24 protein-coding genes are annotated in these 25,600 nt (G+C 61.3%); 6 read left to right on the forward strand and 18 right to left on the reverse strand.

The window, feature by feature from the left end; all coding sequences use genetic code 11:
• Positions 1-2: 2 nt before the first annotated feature.
• The 10 genes from H1204_RS17320 to H1204_RS17365 all read right to left on the reverse strand — a co-directional run bounded on the left by H1204_RS17320 (position 3) and on the right by H1204_RS17365 (position 12,784).
• A complete protein-coding gene (locus H1204_RS17320; protein ID WP_180729246.1) occupies positions 3-1,058 on the reverse strand; it encodes a branched-chain amino acid ABC transporter permease in 1,056 nt (351 codons plus the stop codon).
• A 220-nt stretch (positions 1,059-1,278) separates the two neighbouring features.
• A complete protein-coding gene (locus H1204_RS17325; protein WP_180729247.1) occupies positions 1,279-2,439 on the reverse strand; it encodes an ABC transporter substrate-binding protein in 1,161 nt (386 codons plus the stop codon).
• Positions 2,440-2,701: 262 nt separating this feature from the next.
• Complete coding sequence (locus tag H1204_RS17330) at positions 2,702-3,868, reverse strand: ABC transporter substrate-binding protein (protein ID WP_180729248.1); 1,167 nt, start codon at positions 3,866-3,868, stop codon at positions 2,702-2,704.
• 494 nt (positions 3,869-4,362) lie between these two features.
• Complete coding sequence (locus H1204_RS17335; protein ID WP_180730987.1) at positions 4,363-5,334, reverse strand: branched-chain amino acid ABC transporter permease; 972 nt, start codon at positions 5,332-5,334, stop codon at positions 4,363-4,365.
• On the reverse strand, positions 5,334-6,218 hold the full coding sequence (locus tag H1204_RS17340) for a branched-chain amino acid ABC transporter permease (protein ID WP_180729249.1): 885 nt from the start codon (positions 6,216-6,218) through the stop codon (positions 5,334-5,336). The genes H1204_RS17335 and H1204_RS17340 overlap by 1 nt, the downstream gene beginning before the upstream one ends.
• A gap of 92 nt (positions 6,219-6,310) precedes the next feature.
• Positions 6,311-7,468: an ABC transporter substrate-binding protein gene (locus H1204_RS17345; RefSeq protein ID WP_180730988.1), complete on the reverse strand. Its 1,158-nt coding sequence runs from the start codon at positions 7,466-7,468 to the stop codon at positions 6,311-6,313.
• Between the two features lie 168 nt (positions 7,469-7,636).
• Positions 7,637-8,392 carry an ABC transporter ATP-binding protein gene (locus H1204_RS17350; RefSeq protein ID WP_035987372.1) on the reverse strand — a complete coding sequence of 252 codons (756 nt, stop codon included), beginning with the start codon at positions 8,390-8,392 and terminating at the stop codon, positions 7,637-7,639.
• A complete protein-coding gene (locus H1204_RS17355) occupies positions 8,389-9,168 on the reverse strand; it encodes an ABC transporter ATP-binding protein (RefSeq protein ID WP_035987717.1) in 780 nt (259 codons plus the stop codon). Before H1204_RS17355 ends, H1204_RS17350 begins: the two co-directional genes overlap by 4 nt.
• A 244-nt stretch (positions 9,169-9,412) precedes the next feature.
• On the reverse strand, positions 9,413-11,107 hold the full coding sequence (locus H1204_RS17360) for a choline dehydrogenase (protein WP_243468527.1): 1,695 nt from the start codon (positions 11,105-11,107) through the stop codon (positions 9,413-9,415).
• A 159-nt stretch (positions 11,108-11,266) separates the two neighbouring features.
• Entirely contained in the window at positions 11,267-12,784 is a 1,518-nt protein-coding gene (locus H1204_RS17365; RefSeq protein WP_180729251.1) for a CoA-acylating methylmalonate-semialdehyde dehydrogenase, read from the reverse strand.
• Positions 12,785-12,932: 148 nt separating this feature from the next.
• Between H1204_RS17365 and H1204_RS17370 the strand changes: the two genes are divergently transcribed.
• A complete protein-coding gene (locus H1204_RS17370) occupies positions 12,933-13,832 on the forward strand; it encodes a LysR family transcriptional regulator (RefSeq protein WP_180729252.1) in 900 nt (299 codons plus the stop codon).
• Between the two features lie 276 nt (positions 13,833-14,108).
• A complete protein-coding gene (locus tag H1204_RS17375; protein WP_180729253.1) occupies positions 14,109-14,639 on the forward strand; it encodes a class IV adenylate cyclase in 531 nt (176 codons plus the stop codon).
• A gap of 19 nt (positions 14,640-14,658) precedes the next feature.
• On the opposite strand, the gene H1204_RS17380 is transcribed toward H1204_RS17375, so the two are convergent.
• Entirely contained in the window at positions 14,659-15,150 is a 492-nt protein-coding gene (locus tag H1204_RS17380; RefSeq protein ID WP_007581720.1) for an Lrp/AsnC family transcriptional regulator, read from the reverse strand.
• A gap of 151 nt (positions 15,151-15,301) precedes the next feature.
• Between H1204_RS17380 and phhA the strand changes: the two genes are divergently transcribed.
• Positions 15,302-16,192, forward strand: coding sequence for a phenylalanine 4-monooxygenase (gene phhA, locus H1204_RS17385; RefSeq protein ID WP_243468528.1), 891 nt, complete (start codon positions 15,302-15,304; stop codon positions 16,190-16,192).
• Between the two features lie 107 nt (positions 16,193-16,299).
• Positions 16,300-16,596, forward strand: a complete 297-nt coding sequence (locus tag H1204_RS17390; protein ID WP_180729254.1) for a 4a-hydroxytetrahydrobiopterin dehydratase — start codon at positions 16,300-16,302, stop codon at positions 16,594-16,596.
• Positions 16,597-16,692: 96 nt separating this feature from the next.
• On the opposite strand, the gene H1204_RS17395 is transcribed toward H1204_RS17390, so the two are convergent.
• The gene (locus H1204_RS17395; protein ID WP_180730990.1) at positions 16,693-16,923 is read right to left on the reverse strand and encodes a DUF3717 domain-containing protein; all 231 of its coding nucleotides are present in this window, start codon (positions 16,921-16,923) and stop codon (positions 16,693-16,695) included.
• 115 nt (positions 16,924-17,038) lie between these two features.
• Between H1204_RS17395 and H1204_RS17400 the strand changes: the two genes are divergently transcribed.
• A complete protein-coding gene (locus H1204_RS17400) occupies positions 17,039-17,725 on the forward strand; it encodes a response regulator transcription factor (protein ID WP_007581727.1) in 687 nt (228 codons plus the stop codon).
• A gap of 207 nt (positions 17,726-17,932) precedes the next feature.
• Positions 17,933-19,435, forward strand: a complete 1,503-nt coding sequence (locus tag H1204_RS17405) for a sensor histidine kinase (protein ID WP_180729255.1) — start codon at positions 17,933-17,935, stop codon at positions 19,433-19,435.
• Positions 19,436-19,487: 52 nt separating this feature from the next.
• On the opposite strand, the gene H1204_RS17410 is transcribed toward H1204_RS17405, so the two are convergent.
• The 6 genes from H1204_RS17410 to H1204_RS17435 form a co-directional block, all read right to left on the reverse strand.
• A complete protein-coding gene (locus tag H1204_RS17410; protein ID WP_180729256.1) occupies positions 19,488-19,970 on the reverse strand; it encodes an SET domain-containing protein-lysine N-methyltransferase in 483 nt (160 codons plus the stop codon).
• A gap of 265 nt (positions 19,971-20,235) precedes the next feature.
• Positions 20,236-21,348, reverse strand: coding sequence for an NADH:flavin oxidoreductase/NADH oxidase (locus H1204_RS17415; protein WP_180730991.1), 1,113 nt, complete (start codon positions 21,346-21,348; stop codon positions 20,236-20,238).
• A 98-nt stretch (positions 21,349-21,446) separates the two neighbouring features.
• Positions 21,447-22,178 (reverse strand): MOSC domain-containing protein, encoded by a 732-nt coding sequence (locus tag H1204_RS17420; protein ID WP_180729257.1) that lies wholly within the window; start codon positions 22,176-22,178, stop codon positions 21,447-21,449.
• A gap of 10 nt (positions 22,179-22,188) precedes the next feature.
• Positions 22,189-22,902 carry a glutamine amidotransferase gene (locus H1204_RS17425; RefSeq protein WP_180729258.1) on the reverse strand — a complete coding sequence of 238 codons (714 nt, stop codon included), beginning with the start codon at positions 22,900-22,902 and terminating at the stop codon, positions 22,189-22,191.
• A gap of 146 nt (positions 22,903-23,048) precedes the next feature.
• Positions 23,049-23,693 carry a MarR family winged helix-turn-helix transcriptional regulator gene (locus tag H1204_RS17430; protein ID WP_028363966.1) on the reverse strand — a complete coding sequence of 215 codons (645 nt, stop codon included), beginning with the start codon at positions 23,691-23,693 and terminating at the stop codon, positions 23,049-23,051.
• 699 nt (positions 23,694-24,392) lie between these two features.
• Positions 24,393-25,508 carry a YbdK family carboxylate-amine ligase gene (locus H1204_RS17435; RefSeq protein WP_180729259.1) on the reverse strand — a complete coding sequence of 372 codons (1,116 nt, stop codon included), beginning with the start codon at positions 25,506-25,508 and terminating at the stop codon, positions 24,393-24,395.
• Positions 25,509-25,600 lie beyond the last annotated feature (92 nt).

Raw genomic sequence — 25,600 nt, forward strand, 5'->3', positions numbered from 1 at the left:
CCTCATTCCTCCTCTTCTTCCGCGTGCGGGCTGGCGAGACTCCGCCAGAGCAGCACGGGAATGATCAGCGTGAACACGATCACTTCCTTGTAGGAACTGGCCCAGAACGATGAATACGACTCCAGCAAGCCGACCAGTATCGAACCCGCGAACGCCAGCGGATAACTGACCAGCCCGCCGATAATCGCACCGACGAAGCCCTTCAGACCGATCAGGAAGCCCGAGTCGTAGTAGATGGTCGTGAGCGGCGCGACGAGAATCCCGCACAGCACGCCGAGACCGGCCGCAAGCGTGAACGCGAGGCGTCCCGCCTGCGTCGTGCCGATGCCGACGAGCTGCGCGCCGAGCCGGTTCACCGACGTCGCGCGCAATGCCTTACCCGAAATCGAGCGATCGAAATACACGTACAACACGCCGATCAGCACCACGGCCACGCCGATCACCCACATGCTCTGCCCCGAGATCGACAGGCTGCCGACGTTGAACGTGGAATCGGTGAACGCGTTGGTCCGCGAGCCTTCCGCGCCGAACATTACGAGCCCGAGGCCGACCATCGCGAAGTGCACGGCAACGGATACGATCAGCAGCAACAGCGTCGTCCCTTCGGCAACCGGCTCATAGGCGAGGCGATAGACGAACGGCCCCATCGGCACCACGATCAGCAGCGTCAGCGCGATCTGCGCGAGCATCGGCAGCGGCTGCATGAACACGCCGCGCGTGACCGCGTAGACGGCGACGGGAAATAGCAGATACTTGCCGACCAGCATCACGAGCGTGCGCGCCGCATGACGCCGCCGCTCCGCATGCCGCGCCATCCCCGTCACTTCGACGACGAAGCACGCGAGCCCCATCGCCATCAGCAACCAGCACGTCGCTGGAAACTTCTGTGTCTGCAGTGCGGCGAGCGTCAGCGCGCCGTATGAGACGAACTCCCCTTGCGGGATGAAAATGGCGCGCGTCACGGAGAACACCAGCACCAACGCGAGCGCGAGCAATGCGTAGATCGCGCCGGTCGTGATGCCGTCCTGCGCGAGGATCGCCGCAATTGATAGATCCATACTTCCTCGTCCTGGAACGTCGAAATCGAAACTAAGAAACAATGAGAGCCGGCTGAACGACTACCCGCCACGAAGCGAAGCTCAAACACATAAAACAACTGCCGCGCCTGAGATACAGCGCGGCAGAGCTTGCCATTGTTATCGATCAGAAATTGCTGCGTGGCTTAAGCGCTTTCGCATACGCCGCCACCACGCCCTTGAGCGAGAGGCGCGTACCGTCTTAGTCGTTTTGGAGTTTCCACTTGCCGTCCGAGATCTCGACGATCACGCGTGCGCGCCTGTCGAGACCGTTGTGGTCGGTGGGCGTCGTGTTCATGATGCCGTGCGAGAGTGGCAAGTCCTTGACGTTCTCGAGTGCTTCACGCAACGCGACGCGGAACGCTTCCGTGCCCGGCTGGCCCTTCTTCAGCGCCTCGGGAATCGCGCGCTGGAGCATCTGGCCGGCATCCCACGCGTGACCGCCGAAGGTCGCCACCGTGCCCACGCCATAGGCCTTCTCGTACGCATTCTTGTACGCAAGCGACGACTTCTTCACCGGGTTCGAATCGGGCAACTGATCGGCGACGAGAATCGGGCCTGCGGGCAGCAATTCGCCTTCGCAGTCCTTGCCGCACACGCGCAGGAAGTCGTTGTTCGCGACGCCGTGCGTCTGATAGATCTTGCCCTTGTAGCCGCGCTCCTTGAGCGCCTTCGCAGGCAGCGCGGCCGGCGTGCCCGAACCCGCAATCAGCACCGCATCCGGATTCGATGCAACCAGCTTCAGCACCTGCCCCGTCACCGATGCATCGGCGCGGTTATAGCGCTCGTTCGCAACGAGCTTCAGATGATGCGCTTCCGCCGCCTTGCTGAAGACGTTGTACCAGTTCTCGCCATACGCATCCGCGAAGCCGATGAACGCGACCGTCTTCACGCCGTGCTTCTCCATGTACTCGGCGATCGCATCGGCCATCAGCCCGTCGTTCTGCGGCGTCTTGAATGCCCATGCGCGCTTCGCGTCCATCGGCGAAATGATGGCCGCCGATGCCGCGAGTGAGATCACCGGCGTCTTGCCTTCGGACACGGGATCAAGCATCGCGAGCGAATTCGGCGTGACCGTCGAACCGATGATTGCATCGACGTGATCTTCGTCGATCAGCTTGCGCGTGTTCTGTACGGCGCGGCTCGTATCCGATGCGTCGTCGAGCACGATGTACTGCACGCTCTTGCCCGCGATTTCCTTAGGCAACAGGGCGATCGTGTTTTTCTCAGGGATGCCGAGCGATGCGGCCGGTCCCGTCGTGGACAGCGTGACCCCAATCTTCACCTGCGCCATCGCCGCACTTGCTCCGCACACGAGCGCCATCGCGATCGCGGTACGGACCCATTGTTTTGTCGTTTTCATTGCTTGTCTCCAAACGCTTTAAATGCGTGTCGTAATCCAGTAAGAACCGGGTAACTGAATCTAGTTATCGGGTATAAGCCTGCCAAGCATGGTTTTCCCTGCTCGTTGCAATTGCGTCAAACCTCAAACGCAGGCTTTACCGCTTTAGTCGCCTCCCCTCGCCGTTGCACGGCTTTTTATTCAGACATCTCGCGTGCAATAAAAAAGACGCGTCAACTGCTCGCGTCTTTTTTATGAATTCGAGTTCGTTAATTCGCCTCGTTTAATCGGAAGCAAGCTTCCATTTGCCGTCGACGATTTGCACCATCACACGTGCACGCTGATCGAGACCCGCGTGATCGTTCGCGCTCATGCTGAAGATGCCGTGCGAGCCGGGCAAATCTTTGGTGTCTTCGAGCGCGGCGCGCAGTGCTTCACGGAATTGCGGCGTACCGGGCTGACCCTTCTTCAACGCGATGGGAATGGCGTGCTGCAGAAGCAGGCCCGCGTCCCACGCGTGACCGCCGAACGTCGAGATCGAGCCCGCACCATTAGCGCCTTCATACGCGTGCTTATACGCGAGCGAAGCCTTCTTCACCGGATTCGAATCGGGCAACTGATCCGCGACGAGCAGCGGGCCAGCGGGCAGATACGTGCCTTCGCAATCCTTGCCGCACACGCGCAGGAAGTCGTTATTCGCGACGCCGTGCGTCTGATAGTACTTGCCCTTGAAGCCGCGCTCGCGCAGCGTCTTCTCCGGCAATGCGGCCGGCGTCCCCGCGCCGGCGATCAGCACGGCATCCGGGTTCTGCGACATCATCTTGAGCACCTGGCCCGTCACGGACGCATCGTTGCGCGCGAAACGTTCATTCGCGACGACCTTGATCTTCTTCAGATCTGCCGCCTTGCTGAATTCCTTGAACCAGCTCTCACCGTACGCATCCGAAAAGCCGATGAACGCCACCGACTTCACGCCGTGGTTCGACATGTGTTGCGCAATCGCCGTCGCCATCAGAATGTCGTTCTGCGGCGTCTTGAAGACCCACGAGCGCTTCGCGTCCATTGGCTCGACGATCGATGCCGCCGCGGCCATCGAGATCATCGGCGTTTGCGTTTCGTTGGCGATGTCGATCATGGCCAGCGAGTTCGGCACGACCGTCGAGCCGATCAACGCGTCGACGTGATCTTCACTGGTGAGCTTGCGTGCGTTCTTGACGGCCTGCGTCGAGTCGGTTGCATCGTCGAGCACGATGTAGTCGATTTTCTGGCCCGCGATTTCCTTCGGCAGAAGCGCGCTGGTGTTCTTCTCCGGAATGCCGAGCGAGGCTGCGGGCCCCGTCGCCGATACCGTCATGCCGATTTTCACGTCCGCGAATGCCGCGCCGCTATTTGTTGCGCACACGCCTGCCGCGACGAGTGTCGCGCTGATCCACCGCAATGCCGACTTCATTCCGCTCCTCTACGCCCCGATGTTCGAATGGATTCGAATGTCCCAAAGGCCGACCCGATGGTCGGTGAATGGCGAGTGTAGCGGACGCATACCACAGGCGGCAAGCGGTTTGAAGGCTTTGAATCTTTGGGGAAAACCGCCGGGCGCAGCGAGCGAGAAAAGACCAGAATTACAATGCCGCGCGACGTAGAAAGGCGCGCTGAGGAAGATGAGTTTCGAACGGAAAAAGTAAAAAGCGCTGTTGGATTTCGTCCAACAGCGCTTTTGTATGGGCACTTATGCGCCTCATGTCTCCTCGTTCTCCACCTGCAAAATTCGGTGCATCAGAACTGTGTGAAGATTAAACGGGGGACGCTTCACGAGCAACTAGCATTTACCCTAGTGGTGCAGCGCCGCACAAAAATGGGGCGCATTCTTGTAGTTTCGCTCCATGTTCGCGTCATTTCGCAGCGGCTAGCCGTTACTTCGGATCGCAAACTACTTTCCTGGTCCACTCAGGCGCGCAACGGTTTGACCCGCTGCACGATCTCGCCGACTATACCGCGCCGGAACGCCAGCACGCACGCGATGAAAATAAGGCCCGTGACGATCGTCGCCGACTCGCCGAGTGATCGGAACCACTCGACACCCGTCACCGACGCCAGCCCGCTGCCGATATCGCCAAGCCGGTCTTCCAGCGCGACGATCAAGGCGGCGCCGAGCAACGGCCCGAACAGCGTGCCCATGCCGCCCACCAGCGTCATCAACACGACGAGGCCCGACATCGTCCAGTACGCGTCGCCGAGCGTTTCGAAGCCCAGCACGACTACCTTGAGCGAGCCGGCCAGACCCGCAAGCCCCGCCGACAGAATGAACGCCAACAGCTTGAAGCGGTTCGTATCATAGCCGAGCGAGATCGCGCGGGGCTCGTTCTCCTTGATCGCGATCAGCACCTGCCCGAACGGCGAATGCACGATACGCACGATCAGCAGGAACGCGAGCACCATCACGGCCAGCACGACGATGTACAGCGTCAGGTCTGAAGACAGGCTCAACGCGCCAAACAGCTTGCCGCGCGGCACGCCTTGCAGGCCATCTTCGCCATGCGTGAACGGCGCCTGCAGGAACACGAAGTAGACCATCTGCGCGAGCGCGAGCGTCACCATCGCGAAGTAGATGCCCTGCCGGCGAATCGCGAACATACCGACGACAAAGCCCAGCAGCGTCGCCGCCACCACGCCCGCTACCACGCCGAGTTCGGGCGACACGCCGAGCGTCTGGATCGTATAACCGGTGACATAGCCAGCCGATGCAAGAAACATCGCGTGTCCGAACGACAGCAGGCCCGTATAACCGATCAGCAGATTGAACGCGGCCGCGAACAGCGCAAAGCACAAGACCTTCATCACAAACACGGGGTACGCGCCGACAAACGGCGCAACGATGAGCGCGATCAGCAGCAGAACGTAGAGCGCTTTTCTCTGCATCATTTTTCCTTGCCGAAGAGACCTGCCGGACGCACTAGCAACACGAGCGCCATGATCACGAAGACCACGGTCGCCGACGCTTCCGGATAGAACACGCGAGTGAACCCTTCGATCACGCCCAGCAACAGGCCCGTTAGAATCGAACCCATGATCGAGCCCATGCCGCCAATCACGACGACCGCGAACACCGTGATGATCATCGGCTGGCCCATCAGCGGCGAAACCTGGATCACGGGCGCCGCGAGCACGCCGGCGAACGCGGCCAGCGCGACACCGAAGCCGTACGTGAGCGTGACCATCATCGGTACGTTCACGCCGAATGCCTCGACGAGCTTCGGGTTCTCCGTGCCCGCGCGCAGATACGCGCCAAGGCGCGTCTTCTCGATCACGAACCACGTCGCGAAGCACACGATCAGCGACGCGACGACCACCCACGCGCGATAGTTCGGCAGGAACATGAAGCCGAGATTGGTTGCGCCCGCAAGCGCCGACGGCACGTCATAGGGTTGCCCCGACGAACCGTAGATCGAATGGAACACGCCTTCGACGACGAGCGTGAGCCCGAACGTGAGCAACAGGCCGTAGAGGTGGTCGAGCTTATATAGCCAGCGCAGCATCGAACGTTCGATCACGATGCCGAACAGGCCGACGAGTACGGGCGCGAGCACGAGCATCACCCAGTACGGCAGACTGAAATACGACAGGCCCATCCACGTGAGCATCGCACCCAGCATGAACAACGCACCGTGGGCGAAGTTGATCACGTTGAGCAGACCGAAGATCACCGCCAGCCCCAGACTCAGGATCGCGTAGAACGAACCGTTCACAAGACCGAGCAGCAACTGGCTGAGCATCGCCGGTAGCGGAATGCCAAAGATTTCCATTGAATCCGCCGTCAGAATAGTATCGACGCAGTTCACTCACGAGACACAACGGGCGGCGCTGCGCCGCCCGTTACATCCCCGCTGCGAACCGCTTACTTCCAGAGCGCGCAGCGCGACTCCGCTTTCGTTCCGAACGCCTGATCGCCAGGAATCGTTGCGGTGATCTTGTAGTAATCCCACGGCTCTTTCGACTCCGACGGCTTCTTCACTTCCATCAGGTACATGTCGTGGATCATGCTGCCGTCCTGACGGATGTACCCCTTCGCGAAGAAATCGTCGATCTTCGTCTTGTGCAGTTGATCCATCACCTTGTCGCTGTCGGTCGTACCAGCTGCCTGCACGGCCTTCAGATAGGTCGTGACGGCCGAATAGTCCGCTGCCTGCAGACTGGTCGGCATCTTCTTCATCTTGTCGAAGTAGCGCTGCGCCCACTTGCGGGTATTGGCGTCCTTGTTCCAATACCAGCTATCGGTCGCGACCAGACCTTGCGTCGTTTCAAGTCCGAGGCTGTGGATATCGGTCAGAAAGATCAGCAGCGCGGCGATCTTCATCGACTTTGTCACGCCGAATTCCTTGGCGGCCTTGATCGCGTTGATCGTGTCGCCGCCAGCGTTCGCGAGACCCAGCACCTGCGCCTTCGATCCTTGTGCCTGCAACAGGAACGACGAGAAATCCGATGCCGACAACGGATGACGCACCGTGCCGAGCACCTGTCCGCCATTCGCCTTGACCACGTCCGACGTGTTCTTTTCGAGCGCCTTGCCGAACGCGTAGTCCGCCGTCAGAAAGTACCAGGTCTTGCCGCCCTGCTTCGTAACGGCCGAACCCGTGCCTTTTGCGAGCGCCATCGTGTCGTACGCGTAGTGAACCGTGTACGGCGTGCATTGCTCGTTGGTCAGGTTGTCCGCGCCCGCGCCGATGTTGATGTACGGAACCTTCTTTTCGCCCGCGACCTGATTGGTCGACAGCGCAGTGGCCGAGTTGGTGCCGCCAATGATCACGTTGACGCCGTCGCGGTCGATCCATTCACGCGCACGCGAAGCAGCAATATCAGCCTTGTTCTGGTGATCGGCGTAGACCAGTTCGACCGGCTTGCCATTGACCTTGCCGCCGAAATCGGCAATCGCCATGCGGATCGCCTCGAGGCCACCCTGGCCATCGATATCCGCATACAGACCGGACAGATCGGTGATGTAGCCAATCTTGACGGTCGCGCCATCGGCAGCCTGCGCGTTACCCGCAGCGAACATCGTGCCCGCGGCGGCCGCAAAGCAGACTGCTGACAGCCTGGCGAAGTTCTTCAGTTTCATGCGTGTCTCCTGTTTTCCATGCTTGTGGTTATCAGAGGCATCTGGGTATGTCGTGCGTCGCAGTTCCCATGACGACCCCGATTTCTGATCGGGATGCGTCCACCCCACTTAGACGCCGAGCAAATCGTGCAGCACCGGCATTTTGCTTTCGAGTTCCTTTGCACCGAAATGCTCGACGATGCGTCCATGCTCCATCACATAGAAGCGATCGGCGAGCGGCGCGGCAAAGCGGAAGTTCTGTTCGACCATCACGATCGTGTAGCCGCGCGCCTTCAGCGTCACGATCATGCGCGCGAGCGCCTGCACGATCACGGGGGCAAGGCCTTCGGAGATTTCATCGAGCAGCAGCAGGTTCGCGCCCGTGCGCAGGATGCGCGCGACGGCCAGCATCTGTTGCTCGCCGCCCGACAGACGCGTGCCCTGGCTCATGCGCCGTTCCTGGAGATTGGGAAACATCTGGTAGATCTCGTCGATCGACATCATCAACGACTTGTCGCCGACGGGTGGCGGCAGCATCAGATTCTCTTCGCACGACAGGCTGGAAAAGATGCCGCGCTCTTCCGGGCAATAACCGACGCCGCAATGCGCGATGCGGTGCGTCGCCATCGAAATCGTCTCGCGTCCACCGACGCGGATCGATCCCGTGCGCCGGCCCGTCAGGCCCATGATCGCGCGCAGCGTCGTGGTGCGGCCCGCGCCATTGCGGCCGAGCAGCGTGACGACTTCGCCACGGCTGACGGTCAGATCGACGCCATGCAGGATGTGCGATTCGCCGTACCACGCCTGCAGCCCCGCGATTTCCAACGCCGGCTCGCCGCTCACCACACTGACCGATGCGTCTTCCTGTTCGCTCACTGTGCTCATGCATGCGCTCCGGCAAGCGCCGCGTCCGCACTGCCCATATAGGCCTGCATAACGAGCGGGTTCTTCGAGACTTCCGCGTACGTGCCCTCGGCGAGCACCTCGCCGCGTTGCAGGACGGTAATCGTGTCGGAGATGCCGGCTATCACATTCATGTTGTGTTCGACCATCAGGATCGTGCGACCCGCCGATACTTTTTTGATCAGCGCGGTCACGCGGTCAACGTCTTCATGTCCCATGCCTTGCGTCGGTTCGTCGAGCAGCATCAGTTCCGGTTCCATGCCGAGCGTCGTGGCGATTTCGAGCGCGCGTTTGCGCCCATATGACAGTTCGACGGCGGGCACATCGGCGAAATCGGTCAAGCCTACTTGCGTGAGCAGATCGATCGCGCGGTCGTCGAGTTGACGCAACGTGCGCTCGCTTCTCCAGAAATGAAATGCCGAGCCGAGCTGACGTTGCAGACCCACGCGTACGTTCTGCAATGCCGTCAAATGCGGAAATACAGCGGAAATCTGAAAGGAGCGGATGATGCCGCGACGCGCGACCTGCGCAGGACGTTCGCCCGTGATGTCGATGCCGTCAAAGACGATCTGACCCGCAGTGGGCACGAGAAATTTGGTGAGCAGATTGAAGCAGGTAGTCTTGCCTGCGCCGTTAGGCCCGATGAGCGCATGGATCGAACCGCGCTTCACGCGCAGGTTCACACCGTTGACTGCGGTAAAACCCTTGAACTCACGAGTGAGCCCGCGCGTTTCGAGTATCGTATCGCCGAGAATCATGTTCCCTTCCATGCGAAGTAAGGCGAAGCATTACCGCGTTTTATTCCGCGCTGAAACGGCGCGACTGTTATTGGCGATGACACCCCCGTGCCAATCGTGGCGTGGTGCACCAATGCGGACGGTAATCCATGCCGCACCACGCAGCATGGGTGCCATTGTCGCGCCAATGATGCAGCGCAATCATTGGGATTTGCACTTAGTGTTTAATGCGACCTTCGTGCCGCAAAACGTTAAACGTTGCGTGTCATGCAACGGACATTGGTGAAGCGGTGTTGGTTTCGACGGTGTGACTGTCTCTTCGCGCACGACGGTCGGCGCGAATCATGTCGCTCGCGCGTTCCGCGATCATCAGTGTCGGCGAGTTCGTGTTGCCTGAGGTAATGGTGGGCATCACCGATGCATCGACCACGCGCAGCCCTTCGACACCGAACACCCGCAAGCGGCTATCGACGACAGCGCCGGGATCATTCGATGTGCCCATCCGGCATGTGCCGACGGGATGGAAGATGGTTGTACCGACTTGACCCGCCGCGGTCTGCAATTCTTCCTCGGTCTGAAACTGGATGCCGGGCAAGATCTCTTCGGGCCGATAGGGTTTCAAAGCAGGCGCGGCCGCAATGCGCCGCGTGAGACGCAACGCATTCGCAGCGACGTGACGGTCGTAATCCGTCGACAGATAGTTCGGCGCAATCAGCGGCGCGGTGTGCGGATCGCGTGACTCGATATGCACACTGCCGCGCGAAGTCGGACGCAAATGGCAGACCGATGCCGTGAACGCGTTGAAGCGATGCAAGGGTTCACCGAACTTCTCGAGTGACAGCGGCTGCACGTGGTACTCGAGATCGGAACGCGTCAACGATCCGTCATTCACATCGGACTTCGCGAACGCGCCGAGTTGCGACGGCGACATCGACATCGGCCCGCTTTGCGTCAACAAATACTGCAGGCCGATCATCATCTTGCCCCACCAATGCGCGGAGGCCGTATTCAATGTGCGCACGCCGTGCACCTTATACGCCATGCGCAACTGCAAATGATCCTGAAGATTTTCGCCGACGCCGCGCAGATCGTTCACGACGTCGATGCCGAGATTCTGCAGACGCGCGCCATTTCCGATACCAGACAATTCGAGTAATTGCGGCGAGTTCACTGCGCCCGAACTCATGATGACTTCGATGCGCGCCTTCGCGATGTACTCGACATTGTCGCCACGATATTCGACACCGACGCAGCGCTTGCCTTCAAATACGACGCGCTGCGTGTGCGCGCCCGTGATGATGGTGAGATTCGGCCGCTGCATCGCTGGCCGCAAAAACGCCTTCGATGCATTCCAGCGAATGCCGCGCTTCTGATTCACATCGAAATAGCCGACGCCCGTGTTGTCGCCGCGATTGAAATCGTCGGTGGCGGGAATGCCTGCTTCCTGCGCGGCTTCGGCGAACTTCTCCAGAATCTTCCATTTGAGGCGCTGCTTTTCAACGCGCCATTGACCGCCGGCGCCGTGGAATTCATTCGCGCCGGCATGGTGGTCTTCGCTACGCTTGAAGATGGGCAGCACAGCATCCCACGACCACGACGAATCGCCCGTTACACGCGCCCATTCGTCGTAGTCTTCGCGCTGGCCGCGCATGTAGATCATGCCGTTGATCGACGAGCAACCGCCCAGTACACGACCGCGCGGATACGACAACGCACGTCCGTTGAGTCCGGGTTCTGCCTGTGTTTTATAAAGCCAATCGGTGCGCGGATTGCCAATGCAATAGAGGTAACCGACGGGCACATGAATCCAGTGGTAATCGTCCTTGCCGCCCGCTTCGAGCAGCAGCACGGTGACGTCGGGATCTTCGGTCAGGCGATTCGCAAGCACACAACCCGCCGTGCCCGCACCAATGACGATGTAGTCGAATTCGCCTTCGAGTTTTCTTGCTGTCGTGCTCACCCTTGTCTCCTTCGCATGGCCACGTTGCATGGCATCTGATTGCGCTTTGGGCGTTTGTCTCGCTACTGCTTTTTGTTTATCAACACCACACGCGCGATGCGCACGGCACTGCGCTAATGAAAGCGCAATGCCGTGGCCATTCCAATCTGCTGATTCGCGTTACTTCGCAACGGGCATCGTGAACTCGGCGCCCTTCGCGATGCTGTCCGGCCAGCGCTGCATGATGCTCTTGTAGCGCGTATAGAAGCGCACACCTTCTTCGCCGTACGCATGGTGATCGCCGAACAGCGACCGCTTCCAGCCGCCGAACGAGTGCCATGCCATCGGCACGGGAATCGGCACGTTGATGCCAACCATGCCAATCTGGATCTGACGCGAGAACGCGCGCGCGACGCCGCCATCCGACGTGAACAGCGACACGCCGTTCGCAAATTCGTTCTTGTTGATGAGTTCGACAGCCGAAGCAAAATCGGGCACGCGCACCACACACAACACCGGGCCGAAGATTTCTTCGCGATAGATCTTCATGTCGGTCTTCACATCGTCGAACAATGTGCCGCCGAGGAAGAAGCCTTTCTCGTGACCCGGCACCTTGTGCCCGCGTCCATCGACCACCAGTTTCGCGCCCGCCTCGATACCTGCGTCGATATAACCGGACACTTTCTCGCGATGCGCCGCCGTCACGAGCGGACCCATTTCCGCTTCGCCTTCCATGCCGTTCATGATCTTCAGCGTCTTCACACGCGGCGTGAGCCTGTCGATCAGTTCGTCGGCGATATGACCCACTGCGACTGCAACGGAAATCGCCATGCAACGCTCGCCCGCCGAACCATACGCTGCGCCGATCAATGCATCGACGGCCTGATCGAGATCCGCATCGGGCATCACGACGAGGTGATTCTTCGCGCCGCCCAGCGCTTGCACACGCTTGCCGTGCTTCGTCCCTTCCGTGTAGATGTATTCGGCAATCGGCGTCGAGCCGACGAACGACAGCGCGCTGACGTCGGGATGCGCGAGCAATGCATCCACAGCCACCTTGTCGCCATGCACGACGTTGAACACGCCGTCAGGCAAGCCCGCTTCCTTCAGCAACTCGGCAAGACGGATCGACGCCGACGGATCACGTTCCGACGGCTTCAACACGAAGGTATTGCCGCATGCGATCGCAACCGGGAACATCCAGCACGGGACCATCATCGGGAAGTTGAACGGCGTGATGCCCGCGACCACACCCAACGACTGACGCAGGTTCCAGTTGTCGATGCCACCGCCGATCTGATCGGTGAAGTCCGTCTTTAACAGATTCGGAATGCCGCACGCGAACTCGACGATCTCGATGCCGCGCATCACTTCGCCCTTCGCATCCGAGAACACTTTGCCGTGCTCGCGCGTGATCAGCTCGGCGAGTTCGTCGTGATGACGGTCGAGCAGTTCCTTGAATTTGAACAGCACACGGGCGCGCTTGATCGGCGCCGTTTCGCTCCATGCGGGAAACGCGGCCTTTGCGGCGGCGACGGCGGCATCGACTTCGGCAACGCTCGCGAGCGGCACGCGCGACGACACTTCGCCTGTCGCCGGATTGAACACGTCGCCGAAGCGCTGGCTCGTGCCATCGATAGGACGGCCGTTGATCACGTGCGTCAGCGCGCGTACCTTCCCTTGATCTGTCTCGCTCATGGTGTCTCCTGTGTAGGACTTTCTGATGGTCGATGCTGCAGCGCAATGGAACGCGCTTTCGCATGATCTTTCCAGCCTAATCGGCAAGTGCGTCGCAAATCCAATCAGAAATGCTCAACTGCGATATAAGGCACGTTAATATCAGCGGATGGACCTCACACTGCTCCGCGCCTTTGCGACGGTCGCGCGCGAAGGCAATCTGACGCGCGCTGCCGCGCAATTGCATTTGACGCAGCCCGCCGTCAGCTTGCAGATCAAGAACCTGCAAACTGCGCTCGGCGTGACGCTGTTCACCCGCACGTCGCACGGGCTCTCGCTCACGCGCGACGGTCAGGCGCTGTTGCCACACGCGGAGCGCGCGCTCGCGGCCGCGAACGATGTCGAACGGGCGGCTGCCACGCTGCGTCAGGAAGTGCGCGGGCGGTTGCGCATCGGAACGATTCTCGATCCCGCGTTTCTGCGGCTTGGCGGATTTCTGAAGCAGCTCGTCGAGACGTGGCCGCACATCGAAACGCAATTGCGGCACGGCATGTCCGGCTGGGTGCGCGATCAGGTGCGCGCGGGCGAACTCGACGTCGGTTATTACATCGGCCAGCCGGACGACGACGATCCGCGTGACAGCGCGATCTTCCACGCCGTCACGCTGACGCACTTCCAATACCGCGTGCTGGCGCCGCCAGGCTGGAAAGACCGCATGAAAGGCGCACGCGACTGGCGTGCGCTCGCTTCGTTTCCGTGGATCTGGACGCCGCCCGCGTCGGCGCACAACCGGCTGCTGACGCGCCGCTTCGCCGATGCCGGCGTCAAGCCCATCAAGGTCGCAGAGGTCGATCAGGAACCGTCGATGCTCGATCTCGTCAAATCGGGCGTCGGCCTCACGCTCGCGCGCGATTCGACTGCACTTGCCGAAGCGCACGCGCATGCGCTGACGATCGTCGAAGGCATCACCGTGCCGACGGAGCTGACGTTCATCACGCTTGCCGCGCACAAGGACGAGCCGGCCATCGCAGTGGCGCTGAAGCTGATCGAACAACAGTGGTCGGCATAAGCGACGCACGCGGAACGCGCATGCCATCGCGCGAAAAGCAGCGTCGCGCGATATGAGCCGACCTCATGACACAGCGAGGTTTTTGCACCCTTTCCATGCCGTGGCCTTTAACCACATCGTCATGGGCTTTTTGCTAGATTGACGCTTTGCCCGCTTTTCCCCCGCTGTTTTCCGTACCCCTTTGGTCTCTGCCGACCGGTATGCACACTCAGGCAATCGGGGCGAACCCGTTGTCGTCAGAAGCCGTCCACGTTCACCTTTCGACAGGAGCTTCACATGGCACGCAACATCGAAATCAAAGCTCGCGCGCAGCACTTCGAGCAGCTTCGCGAGCGCGCCGCTGCGCTTTCGCCTGACGCTCCTTTGATCTTTCGCCAGCAGGACTTTTTCTACGACGTGCCGCGCGGCCGTCTGAAGCTGCGTCAGTTCGACGACGGCACGCCCGCCGAACTGATCTTCTATCAGCGCGACGACCGCGACGGCCCGAAGGCGTCGTACTACACGCGCAGCCCGGTGACGAACCCCGAAGCGATGCACTCGCTGCTCGCCACCGCGCTCACGACGCGCGGCATCGTCACGAAGGAGCGTCACGTCTACATTGTCGGGCGCACGCGGATTCACCTGGATCGCGTCGACGGTCTCGGCGATTTCGTCGAGCTCGAAGTCGTGCTCGCGCAGGATGACGACGAAGAAGGCGGCGAAAAGGAAGCGCACGCCATGTTCTCGAAGCTCGGCGTGCCGGAATCGGACCTGGTTGCCGTCGCTTACGTGGATATGCTGAATCAGGAGCCGTTGAAAGCCGCCTGATTTCCGAAATGCCGCGAGGTCAGACGGCGGCCGCGCCCGGCGCCAGATGACCGAGCGGCAATGGGCCGTTGCGCTTGAACGTCGTCAGCACGATGTACGAGCGCACGCTGTCGACGCCTGGCACCCGCATTAGCTTCTTCATCACGAACGACGACAGCGCGTTCAGATCCGGCGCCACGATACGCAGCAGATAATCCGCGTCGCCCACCACTGCATGGCACTCCAGCACCTCAGGCAGCACGTCGATCTGCTGCTGGAACTGCTCGATGATCGAATCGCCGTGGTGCTTCAGTTTCAGGCTGGTGAAAGCCGTCACGCCGAGCCCAAGCTTTTCAGGCCGCAGCACCACGCGATAGCCATCGACCACGCCGATCGACTCCAGCCGCTGCAAGCGCCGCCCGATCTGCGACGGCGACAGCGGCACCTGCTCGCCCAGTTGCTGGTGCGTCGCGCGCCCGAAGCGCTGCAGGACGTCAAGCAGCGCCAGATCGAAGTGATCGAGTTCTAGCATGTAAATTCTCCGCATGAATTGGCGATTCGATGCACGATTATCGCATTCCCTTGCCACGATTCGGAAAACATGCGCCCTTTCCGCGCGTTGCCCGCTCTAGACTTGCACGGTGTCCACTTATCGGGCAAACGTGCCCAGCCAGTCATCCGTTATGTCAGTCCCGAACACCGCGAAGCTCAAGGAGCAATTCGACGCCGGCCTCGAAACCCGCGCCGACTTCACCATCGACCAGCCGACGCATCGCTATGGCGCGGTCGATCACGCGGTGTGGAAGCAGCTCTATACGCGGCAGACGGCGCTGCTCAAAGGGCGCGTGTGCGACGAGTTTCTGGCAGGCGTCGAGCGGCTGAATCTGTCGCCCGAAAGCGTGCCTTCGTTCGAAGCGATCAACGAACAGCTGATGCCTGCGACCGGCTGGCGGATCGTTGCCGTGCCGGGCCTCGTGCCGGATCACGTCTTTTTCGAGCATCTGGCGAACCGCCGCTTTCCCGTGACGTGGTGGATGCGCCGCCCGGATCAGCTCGACTATTTGCAGGAACCCGACTGCTTCCACGATCTGTACGGGCATGTGCCGCTGCTGATCAACCCCGTGTTCGCCGACTACATGCACGCATACGGCCGCGCGGCCCTCGCTTCGAACGACGCGAATGCGCTGCCGCTGCTCGCGCGCCTCTATTGGTACACAGTGGAATTCGGCTTGATCCGCGACGACGCGAGTCCTAATGGCGTGAAAATCTATGGTGCGGGCATCGTGTCGAGCAAAGGCGAGACGCTCTACAGCCAGCAAAGCGACGCGCCCAATCGCATCGCATTCGATCTCGAACGCGTGATGCAGACGCAGTACCGGATCGACACGTTCCAGAAGACCTACTTCGTGATCGACGATTTCTCGCAACTGTTCGACGTCGCGCGTACCGACTTCGCGCCGCTACTGGCGAAGCTCGCGCATGCAGCACCTTTCCCGGCAGGCGAAGTGCGCGCCACCGACACCGTCATCACGCGCGGAACGGGCGAAGGCTGGGCGACGGACGGCGACATCTGACGCAGCGCGCTGCAGCAACCCTTCAACCGTGAAAAAATAGGACGACCGCGTATGCGTCGATGCACGCGGCATCGGCGCGGCCACGCGCGGCTTTAAAAGGTGACACGATGATCGAGAAACTCTCTTCCGAACAACGCGCAACGCAGATCGCTCAGCTCGATGGCTGGCAGAACGTCGAAGGCCGCGACGCGATCAAACGGCAGTTCAGGTTCGCCGACTTCAACGAAGCGTTCGGTTTCATGACACGCGTCGCGATCAAAGCCCAGGAGATGGACCATCATCCGGAATGGTTCAACGTCTACAGCAACGTCGAGATCACGCTATCGACGCACGATGCAAATGGCATCACCGAGCGCGACATTCGCCTCGCACGTTTTATCGATGAAATCACGGTTGGGAAGTGACGGGAGCGGTTGATCGGACGAAAGTCCGTCACGCTCCAAAACCCTAAGCCAAGCGCGTTATGAAAGCGTTTTGCAGGTAATCAGGCCACCAAACCTTCACTTCTTTAGGCCATTCTTAAGGGACACGTAAGAATCCCACGCGGCGCGGGCAATCTCGTCCATTCCTTCCTGCGGCAGCATGGTCTGTCGCTGTACAATCATCAGCGCATACGGCTTGGAGAGCGCGCTTGCCTCCTTGCACAGAACGAGTTCGTCACCGCTCGAAGGCGAGCGGGAACGCCAGAAATTGATCGCGGCTTCCAGTTCGTAGATCGTAATATCGGACATGGCTGGCAGATCTGTTGAAGGCCGCTTCGACGGCACGCCGCACGGCATTCTGTGCAGCAGGCGCCCCGGCGAACCGCGTGCCTCTTGCCCAACCCATTGTACTTGAGCGAAACCCATGCGACTCCTTCTGATCGAAGACGACCGCCCTATCGCGCGCGGCATCCAAAGCAGTCTCGAACAAGCCGGCTTCACGGTCGACATGGTCCACGACGGCATCTTCGCCGAACAGGCCCTCACGCAAAACCGCCACGAGCTTGTGATCCTCGATCTGGGACTGCCCGGCATCGACGGCATGACGCTCCTGTCGCGTTTCCGCCAGAGCAACCGTCATACGCCCGTGATCGTGCTGACCGCGCGCGACGAACTGAACGACCGCGTGCAAGGCCTCAATTCTGGCGCCGACGACTACATGCTGAAGCCGTTCGAACCCGCCGAACTCGAAGCGCGCATTCGCGCCGTGATGCGCCGCAGCGGACCGCATGGCGACATGCCGCGTCCGGAAGTGTCGCTTGGCGGTGTGCGTCTGTCGGGTGTGGATCGCCGCATCTTCAACGACGACAAACCGCTCGAACTGTCGCCGCGTGAATTCGCGGTGCTCGAAATGCTGTTGCTGCGCCATGGCCGCGTGGTCAGCAAGGCGCAACTGCAGGATCACCTGACGCACTTCGGCGGCGATCTCGGCGACACCGCGATCGAAGTCTATGTGCACCGCGTGCGCAAAAAGCTCGAAAACTGCCGCGTCGAAATCGTCACGGTGCGCGGCTTCGGCTATCTGCTCCAGGAAATCCGCCAGGCGTCATAATGGTCGTCAAGACCGTTATGGTCTGACGGCGTCCGGGTAGTCCGACGGGCGGCCGCAAGCGCATCCTTATGTATGCGCGGCGGCCGCCTGTGTCATTCAGCCTGGATGTGAATTACCGTTTGAACTGCCGTTTCAACTGCATTTTGGAACGCATGACTGACGCAGTCGATCATCCCTCGGCGTCGGTCTTTTACCGCGGGTTCGATCATGCCCTATCCCGCCGCGAATAGCCTGCGCCGCCAGTTACTGCGCCGGCTCGCCGCTCCTCTTTCGCTGCTCGCGCTGATGAGCGGCCTCATCGCGTACTGGCTCGCGTGGCAATACACGCAGCATGTGGTTGACCGTTCGCTCGCCGATCTCGCCACGGCCATTTCGAAGCAGATCCAGATTGCCGGCCCCGATGCGCCGATCACCGTCCCGCCGCTCGCGCAGGCGATGTTCTCTGATCCCGTTGAACAACTCGTGTACCGGATCAGCAATGGCGAAACCGAAATCGCCGGCGATCCGAACTTGCCGCTGCAAGGTACCAACGTGCGGCGCATGCATTACGCGTATGTGTTCGAGACGCAGCATGAAGGGACGGCTGTGCGCGTCGCGCAGGTGCGCGTCGATCAGCCGACAGGCAACCCCGTCGTCATCGAAGTCGGCCAGCCGGTGCATCACCGCTTTCGGATCGCCGCCGAATTTCTGGTCGCGATCATGATGCCGCTGCTGCTGTTGCTGCTCGCGGGCTGGGTGATCGTGTGGCGCGTCGTGAACCAGCAGTTGAACCCGCTGACCGATCTCGCCGATTCGCTGAACCGACAGACCCACACGTCGCTGGAACCCGTCGACGAAACCTTCGTCCCCGTCGAAATCCGTCCGCTGACGGGCGCGTTGAACGGTCTGCTCGACCGTCTGAAATCCGCGCTCGACGCACAGCGCAAATTCATCGCCGACGCCGCACATCAGCTGCGCACGCCGCTCACCGCCATCAAGCTGCACGCGGAACAGGCGGCCATTGCGCGCGATCCGCAGCAGACGCTCGCCGCCGTCAAGGAGTTGCGTGCCGCCGCCGATCGCGCTGTGCGTCTGTCGAACCAGCTGCTGTCGCTAGCGCGCGCCGAACCGGGCGAACAGGCCGCGCGTTTCGTGAACCTCGACGTCGCGTCGCTCGCTTTCGATACAGGCGCCGAATGGGTGCCGCGCGCGCTCGCCGTGCATGTGGACCTCGGTTTCCAGCGGCTCGACGATCCGTCGAACGATCACCCGCTGATTGCGCGCGGCAATCCCGTGCTCCTGCGTGAAGTGATCGCGAACCTGCTCGACAATGCGCTGAAATACGTGCCGCCGTCGCGTATGAACGGTGCACGGATCACGATGACGGTCGCGCAAACTGTGGTGGATGGCGTCCCGATGGCGGAAGTCACCGTCGAGGACAACGGCCCGGGCGTACCTCAAAAGCAGCAACCCGATCTGTTCAAGCGCTTCTTCCGTGGCGACGGCCAGGGCATGAGCGACGGCACCGTCGACGGTGGCGCCGGGCTCGGCCTTGCGATCGTGCACGACATCATGGCGCTGCATCGCGGCAGCGTGCATTACGAAGATGCCGCCGAAGGTGGCGCGTGCTTTATCGTGCGGCTTCCCGTCGCGACGGGCGCCGTGCTGCGCACACCGGAACCGCCGCGCGAAACAAAAAAACCGGCGCATCATGCGCCGGTCGATCTCTGAAGCGTGTCCCAAAGGGTGCGCTGCGTTCGATACGAACGGCAACGCACACTGGTCACTTTTTCTTCTTCGTTTTCTTCTCGTCCTTCTTTTCCGGCGCCGCGAGCATCGTGCCACGGCACTTGCGCGCGCCGCAACGGCACTCGTATTCCTTCTTCAGCTTCTTCGTCTGACGCGCGTCGATTACGAGCCCGTAGTCGTAGAACAGCTCTTCGCCCGCGTCGATATCACGCAGCGCGTCGATAAATACGTGGCCGTCGATCTCTTCCGCTTCGCAGTTCGGCGCGCACGAGTGATTGATCCAGCGCGCGCTGTTGCCCTTCACCTTGCCGTCGATCACGTCGCCGCTATCGAGCGCGAAGTAGAACGTGTGATTCGGTTCGTCCGGATTGTGAGGATGCCGCCGCAGCGCTTCCTTCCAGGAAATCCGTTGGCCCTTGTATTCGATCAACCGCTCGCCGGCTGCGATCGGTTCGAGTGCAAACACGCCTTTGCCGTGCACGCCCGATTGACGCACAGCGATCCTGCGTGAACTCATTGAATCAATCCTTGTAGAACGGTGGATGAACAAACTCGCCTGTTCGCCGATGCCTCCGCGTTCGACGCGCCGTTGCAGATGCGCGGCTTTTCTGACGCGGATAGCAAACGCGGCGCCTTGCTGGCGCCGCGTCGACATGCGACGCATACAGCGTCACAACCGAAATCGTACACGGATGATGTGACTTCGTTCAACCGTCTTACGTACAGATCCGCATCGCATGTGCGCGCGATGCGTATTTCGCGTGGACGGTCGAACGCAACGCTCAGCGCTGACCGAACGAAATATCCCCGAACAGCGCCTTTTGCTCGCGCGGTTGCGAACGCCAGTATTGCGGCGGAGCTTCCACGGTCGCGCCGAGCTGCGCGGCCGCATGCCACGGCCAGCGTGGATCGTAGAGCATCGCGCGGGCCATCGCGATGAGATCCGCGTCGCCTTCTTCGATCAGCCGGCTCGCGTGCGCCGGGTCCGTGATCAGACCGACGGCCATCGTCGTCATGCCTGTCGCTTCCTTCACCGCCTTCGCGAACGGCACCTGATAGCCGGGTTCGAGCGGGATCTTCTGCAACGGCGACACACCACCCGATGACACATCGACCCAGTCGCAGCCGCGCTTCTTCAACTCCTGCGCGAACGCAATCGTGTCTTCGATCGTGATGCCGCCGTCGACCCAGTCGATCGCCGAGACTCGTACGCCGACGGGTTTGTCGGCGGGGAATGCAGCGCGCACGATATCGAAGATTTCGAGTGGGAAACGCATGCGATTCTCGCGCGAACCGCCATATTCGTCGCTGCGCTGGTTCGCGAGCGGCGACAGGAACTGATGCAACAGATAACCGTGCGCGGCGTGCACTTCGAGTGCGTCGATGCCCAGACGCGCGGCACGCCGCGCCGTTGCGGCGAATGCTTCACGAATACGGTTGAGGCCCGCGTTGTCCAGCGCGAGCGGCGGCTCTTCGCCGGCCTTGTGCGGCAGCGCGGACGGCGCATGCGGCAGCCAGCCGCCGTCGGCGACGGGAATGAGTTGCCCGCCTTCCCATGGCACGTTGCTCGAAGCCTTGCGCCCCGCGTGCGATAGCTGCATCGCGACGTGCACTTTCGAATGCTTGCGGATCGCGGCGAGCACGGGCTTCAGTGCTTCTTCCGTGACGTCGTCCCACAGGCCGAGGTCGGCAGGCGTGATGCGGCCATCGGGCTCGACGGCCGTCGCCTCGATGCACAGCATGCCCGCGCCCGACAGCGCCAGATGACCGAGATGGATCATGTGCCATGCCGTCGCTTCGCCGCGTTCGGCAGAGTATTGACACATCGGTGACACGACGATGCGGTTCGGCAGCGTCACGCTACGCAGCGTGAGCGGTGTGAAAAGTGCGCTCATGATGGTGGGGTTGCCCATCGAAACTCAAGAGCGAACGAGGATAGCACCGGGTCTGATTTGCTGCAGACGTCCAGGCGCGTCGCTCTCAACAGCGCGAATCAGCTCTGAGTGTGAGGCGTATCGAGACGCTTCGACCACGATTCGACTTCGCCGCTTTCGAGACGCTTGGTCGCGGTCTTGCGCCATGACGGCGACAGCGTGTCGAGTTGCGCCATCGCCTCCAGCGCTTGCCGGTCGTCGCGATCGACATACAGCACGCGCAACAGCCTCTCGATGCTCCACTGCGCGTGAGGACGCGCGAGTCGCTCGATCGCATCTCCCGCGCCGATTTCGCCTGCTTCGAGCACGCGGTAGTACCAGCCCGTGCGGCGGGTGTCCTGCACGGCGCGCGACATGTCGGCGCGCGCGAACCGCAGATTCAGTTTCCAGCATGGCTGACGAGGTTGCGACACCTGGACGATCGCCCCGCCTATCCGGTACACGTCACCGACGCAAACGTCCGCTTCCGTCAGGCCGCACGTGCTCAGGTTTTCGCCGAACGCGCCGCGTCCGTCAAGCGTCGACAGACCGGCCGCGCCCGCCTGCCATTCGCTTCGCCAGGTGGCGTAGTGGTCGAACGGATAGTGATGCAGCGCTTTTTCCGGTCCGCCATGGTGTTTGAGTTCGGCCTGCTGATCACCTTCGAGTCCTGTTTCGCCGAGCCACAACCGGCCGTCGACTGGCGTCTTGCCGATCGCGCTCGTCTTGCCCGACAGGTCACCGCCCAGCGGCGCAATCTTGCCGGTCAGCACGGCATCGACGGTAAGAACTCGGTGATCGACTGCGGTCATCGGGGTTTGTTCAGGGTCGCGCGGCCAGTTGATCGAGCCATTCGCCGAACATGCTGGTCGCCGCGATTTCCAGCTTCGGGCCATGCTTCGCGGTATCGGCGCGCAGCGCGCGTACGTCGATGCCGTGGCCCGCAATTTCGCCAGCATTGCCAATCAGCCAGGGCTCGAAGCGGTCCGTGCGGATTTCAGGGTGACATTGCAGGCCAAGCACATGCTTGCCCCACGAGAACGCCTGGTTCTGACAGGCGGGCGTGGAGGCGAGATGCACCGCGCCTTGCGGAAGATCGAATGTATCGCCGTGCCAATGAAGCATTGACGTGTGCGCTTCGTCCAGATGCCGCAGCGGCGACTGCTTGCCGGCATCGGTGAGCGTCAATGGCGTCCAGCCGATTTCCGTCTGCCCGGACGGATAGACCCGCGCGCCGAGCACGCGCGCGATCAACTGCGCGCCGAGGCAGATGCCGAGCGTCGGCAAGCCGGCTGCAATGCGCTTTTCGATCAGGGAGACGAGCGGCGCGATGGTCGGATAGTGATCGTCGTCGTAGGCACTGATCGGGCCGCCGAGAATCACCATCAGCGACGGCATCACGGGGTCGGGTGCCTCGATGCGTGCAAATCCGACATCCAGATAGCGGACAGGACGCCCCCGCTCGCCGAGCACCCGTTCGAGACTGCCCAGATCCTCGAAATGCACATGGCGGATGGCGAGAACTTCGTGATGCATCGGCAAATCCCACCGTCAGGTTGACTGGACGCGCCTCAAAGGCGCGCCGGAAGACACGCCGTCTGCCGATGCGCAAAACGGCGCAAGCTCGCCCGCCCCGCTCGCGCAAACCCGCGAGCGGCGGCCGGCTCCGCAGTTTAGCCGACTCAGGCTTGCTGCGCGAAGATCTTCCAGGTCTTTTTCTGCGTCGCCGCGTCCGCCGTTTCGTGCACCGAGCAGTCCAGACGCAGATCGGTATCCGACATCGACAGATCGAGCAGCATGCAGCGATGCGGCGTCTTCTTCGGGTTCTTGCTCGGCTCGAAATGCGTGCAGGTCACGCACATCCGGTGCGGCGGGATGTGACCTTGCACTTCGAGCTGACGCACCGTCTTCAGCAGCGTGCGATAGAAGATCGATTGTTCTTCGTCGCGCAGCGTGCCGACCGCCTTGGCGAGGAAGTCAGGCCATTGCGCGGCGCGCTTGGCCGCAGTGCGGCCGCGAGCCGTCAGACGCACGGCAAGCGCGCGCCCGTCATCGAGCGCACGGCGCTTTTCGACGAGACCCTTGCTTTCCAGCGTGCTCACGGCATCGCTCGTGGTTGCGGCAGTCAGCGCGGTTTCGCGTGCGATTTCGCCGAGCCGCATCGGCCCCTTGCGCTGCATCAGCAGCACAAGAATTTCGCCCTGGGTAGGCGTCAGACCCGCGCCTTCCGCCCATTCCCATGCCTGGCTCCGCATGGCCGTGCTGAGTCGCAGCAGGCTGTGGGTCACCCGCCCGGTTGCCTGCTCTCCGTATACGCCTTCGCTCATAGTCTTTCGTTCGTTGTTGACAGCGTGCCGTTGCCCGTCGACATCCGATTTCCGATGCCGGCGCGCCGACAGTCTGTGGGGGGAAGCTTCGCCGGTCAAGCCGGCTCGTTGATTCCTACTATCTCAAAAACTTCCTGTGATGCGGGCCTTGTCCCGGCCGCTTTCTCAGGCTTTGCAAATGCTTCATGCGGTGCGACTCCTGCGCTTTGGGCCACGCATCGACGTGATCCGGGGCAGGCCGCAACGACGAAAAACGACATTCTATGCGAGAGCGGCAAATCGTACAGCTAAGTTATCCAATGCAATCTGTGGATAACCACGGGATAAGACGGGGACGACATGTGCGTCGATTCTTGATAACCCGCTCGACCTCAGCGCCCATGAGAATCGTTCTCCCAGGTTTACGGTCGGGATGCGCGCCCGATCCGCGTAGTTATAGTTTACGCAGCCTCTTGAGTTTGCAGGGAATTATTTGGTTGTCCACAGGCAAACGCAATGCTTGTTAACGTACTACTACGTATGTATACGTAAACTTCGAGAAAAGCTGGAGGACGCTCCATCGGCATTCGACAAAAATAAAAAAACCCGCAAAAAGCGGATTTCTGAACTCTGCCTGGCGGCGAGGCGGTAGCATCCAACGCGCCTGCCGCGCCGGACTGCACCGTACGGCGCACATACCCTCCGGCTTTTACGCGCGGTTTATGCGCGCCACTGCAGACACTGCTGCCGCACCACTTCGTGCAGCGATTGTTCCTGTTCAGCCACATTGCGCAGCCAGGTCGCATCGTTCACCTGCCCGCGCGCGATCGCGCCGATTTCTTCGAGCGCCTTGCCTGAACCCAGCACATCCGCATGCGGCGCGATGCGCTCGAGCGTGTGAATGATGTCTTCGGAAATCGTCCGGCGCTCACCCGTCTGTGGATCGATACACGTGCCCGCCAGACCGAAGCGGCACGCCTCGAATCGGTTGAACGTGTAGACGAGATAGTCGTCTTCCTTTGGCATCAAAGGCTTGTCGAGCAGCAGATGACGCGCAAGCGTCTGGATGTAGCACGCAATCGCGGCCGCGCGGTCGACGGAAAGCGGCGTGTCCATCACGCGCACTTCGATGGTGCCGAAGCCGGGCTTCGGCCGGATGTCCCAGTAGAAGTCCTTCATGCTGTTGACGACGCCCGTATGCACCATCTTCGAAAAGTATTCTTCGAAGCTGTCCCACGTGAGGACGAACGGCGCGCGGCCCGACAGCGGAAACGCGAACACGGAATTCAGGCGTGCCGAGTGAAAGCCCGTATCGACACCCTGCACAAACGGCGACGACGCCGACAGCGCGATGAAGTGGGGAATGTAGCGCGACATCGAATGCAGCAGGAACAACGCGCTGTCGGCATCCGGGCAGCCGATGTGCACGTGCTGGCCGAACACGGTGAACTGCTTGGCGAGATAGCCGTAGAGTTCCGAAAGGTATTGAAAGCGCGGCGTGTCGACGATCTTGCGCTCGCTCCATTGCTGGAAAGCGTGCGTGCCGCCGCCGCACAGGCCGACGTTCAGCCGGTCGGCCGCAGCGACCAGCGTATCGCGGATCGTGCGCAGATCGGCGACAGCCTGCTCGTGCGTCGTGCAGATGCCCGTCGACAGCTCGATCATGCTCTCGGTGATTTCCGGCGTGATATTGCCCGGGATCTTTTCGTCCTTGATGAGCCGGAGCAGGTCGGTTCCTGCTTTGGTCAGATCATAGTCATGGGTATTGACGATCTGCATCTCGAGTTCGACACCGAAGGTGAACGGTTTCGAATCGATGAAGGCTTCGAGTGACATGGCGTTTCCTGATTCATGTCGGCATCAGCGCCCGCTGCAGGCGGCGCCGGCCGGATTGACTGTCGAATGCTGCAGCCGAACGCTCGAGCTGC

It is taken from the genome of Paraburkholderia sp. PGU19 (assembly GCF_013426915.1).
Taxonomy (GTDB): Bacteria; Pseudomonadota; Gammaproteobacteria; order Burkholderiales; family Burkholderiaceae; genus Paraburkholderia.

Excerpts from the sequence above, each read along its gene's own strand:
- H1204_RS17395 (WP_180730990.1), bottom strand. The coding sequence starts at position 16,923 with ATGTCCGATATTACGATCTACGAACTGGAAGCCGCGATCAATTTCTGG.
- H1204_RS17410 (WP_180729256.1), bottom strand. The coding sequence starts at position 19,970 with ATGAGTTCACGCAGGATCGCTGTGCGTCAATCGGGCGTGCACGGCAAA.
- H1204_RS17415 (WP_180730991.1), bottom strand. The coding sequence starts at position 21,348 with ATGAGCGCACTTTTCACACCGCTCACGCTGCGTAGCGTGACGCTGCCG.
- H1204_RS17390 (WP_180729254.1), top strand. The coding sequence starts at position 16,300 with ATGATCGAGAAACTCTCTTCCGAACAACGCGCAACGCAGATCGCTCAG.
- H1204_RS17350 (WP_035987372.1), bottom strand. The coding sequence starts at position 8,392 with ATGAGCACAGTGAGCGAACAGGAAGACGCATCGGTCAGTGTGGTGAGC.
- H1204_RS17345 (WP_180730988.1), bottom strand. The coding sequence starts at position 7,468 with ATGTTCGCTGCGGGTAACGCGCAGGCTGCCGATGGCGCGACCGTCAAG.
- H1204_RS17435 (WP_180729259.1), bottom strand. The coding sequence starts at position 25,508 with ATGTCACTCGAAGCCTTCATCGATTCGAAACCGTTCACCTTCGGTGTC.
- H1204_RS17365 (WP_180729251.1), bottom strand. The coding sequence starts at position 12,784 with ATGAGCGAGACAGATCAAGGGAAGGTACGCGCGCTGACGCACGTGATC.
- H1204_RS17430 (WP_028363966.1), bottom strand. The coding sequence starts at position 23,693 with ATGAGCGAAGGCGTATACGGAGAGCAGGCAACCGGGCGGGTGACCCAC.
- H1204_RS17420 (WP_180729257.1), bottom strand. The coding sequence starts at position 22,178 with ATGACCGCAGTCGATCACCGAGTTCTTACCGTCGATGCCGTGCTGACC.
- phhA (WP_243468528.1), top strand. The coding sequence starts at position 15,302 with ATGTCAGTCCCGAACACCGCGAAGCTCAAGGAGCAATTCGACGCCGGC.
- H1204_RS17355 (WP_035987717.1), bottom strand. The coding sequence starts at position 9,168 with ATGATTCTCGGCGATACGATACTCGAAACGCGCGGGCTCACTCGTGAG.
- H1204_RS17405 (WP_180729255.1), top strand. The coding sequence starts at position 17,933 with ATGCCCTATCCCGCCGCGAATAGCCTGCGCCGCCAGTTACTGCGCCGG.
- H1204_RS17330 (WP_180729248.1), bottom strand. The coding sequence starts at position 3,868 with ATGAAGTCGGCATTGCGGTGGATCAGCGCGACACTCGTCGCGGCAGGC.
- H1204_RS17325 (WP_180729247.1), bottom strand. The coding sequence starts at position 2,439 with ATGAAAACGACAAAACAATGGGTCCGTACCGCGATCGCGATGGCGCTC.
- H1204_RS17400 (WP_007581727.1), top strand. The coding sequence starts at position 17,039 with ATGCGACTCCTTCTGATCGAAGACGACCGCCCTATCGCGCGCGGCATC.
- H1204_RS17320 (WP_180729246.1), bottom strand. The coding sequence starts at position 1,058 with ATGGATCTATCAATTGCGGCGATCCTCGCGCAGGACGGCATCACGACC.
- H1204_RS17380 (WP_007581720.1), bottom strand. The coding sequence starts at position 15,150 with ATGCTAGAACTCGATCACTTCGATCTGGCGCTGCTTGACGTCCTGCAG.
- H1204_RS17375 (WP_180729253.1), top strand. The coding sequence starts at position 14,109 with ATGGCACGCAACATCGAAATCAAAGCTCGCGCGCAGCACTTCGAGCAG.
- H1204_RS17370 (WP_180729252.1), top strand. The coding sequence starts at position 12,933 with ATGGACCTCACACTGCTCCGCGCCTTTGCGACGGTCGCGCGCGAAGGC.
- H1204_RS17425 (WP_180729258.1), bottom strand. The coding sequence starts at position 22,902 with ATGCATCACGAAGTTCTCGCCATCCGCCATGTGCATTTCGAGGATCTG.
- H1204_RS17335 (WP_180730987.1), bottom strand. The coding sequence starts at position 5,334 with ATGCAGAGAAAAGCGCTCTACGTTCTGCTGCTGATCGCGCTCATCGTT.
- H1204_RS17340 (WP_180729249.1), bottom strand. The coding sequence starts at position 6,218 with ATGGAAATCTTTGGCATTCCGCTACCGGCGATGCTCAGCCAGTTGCTG.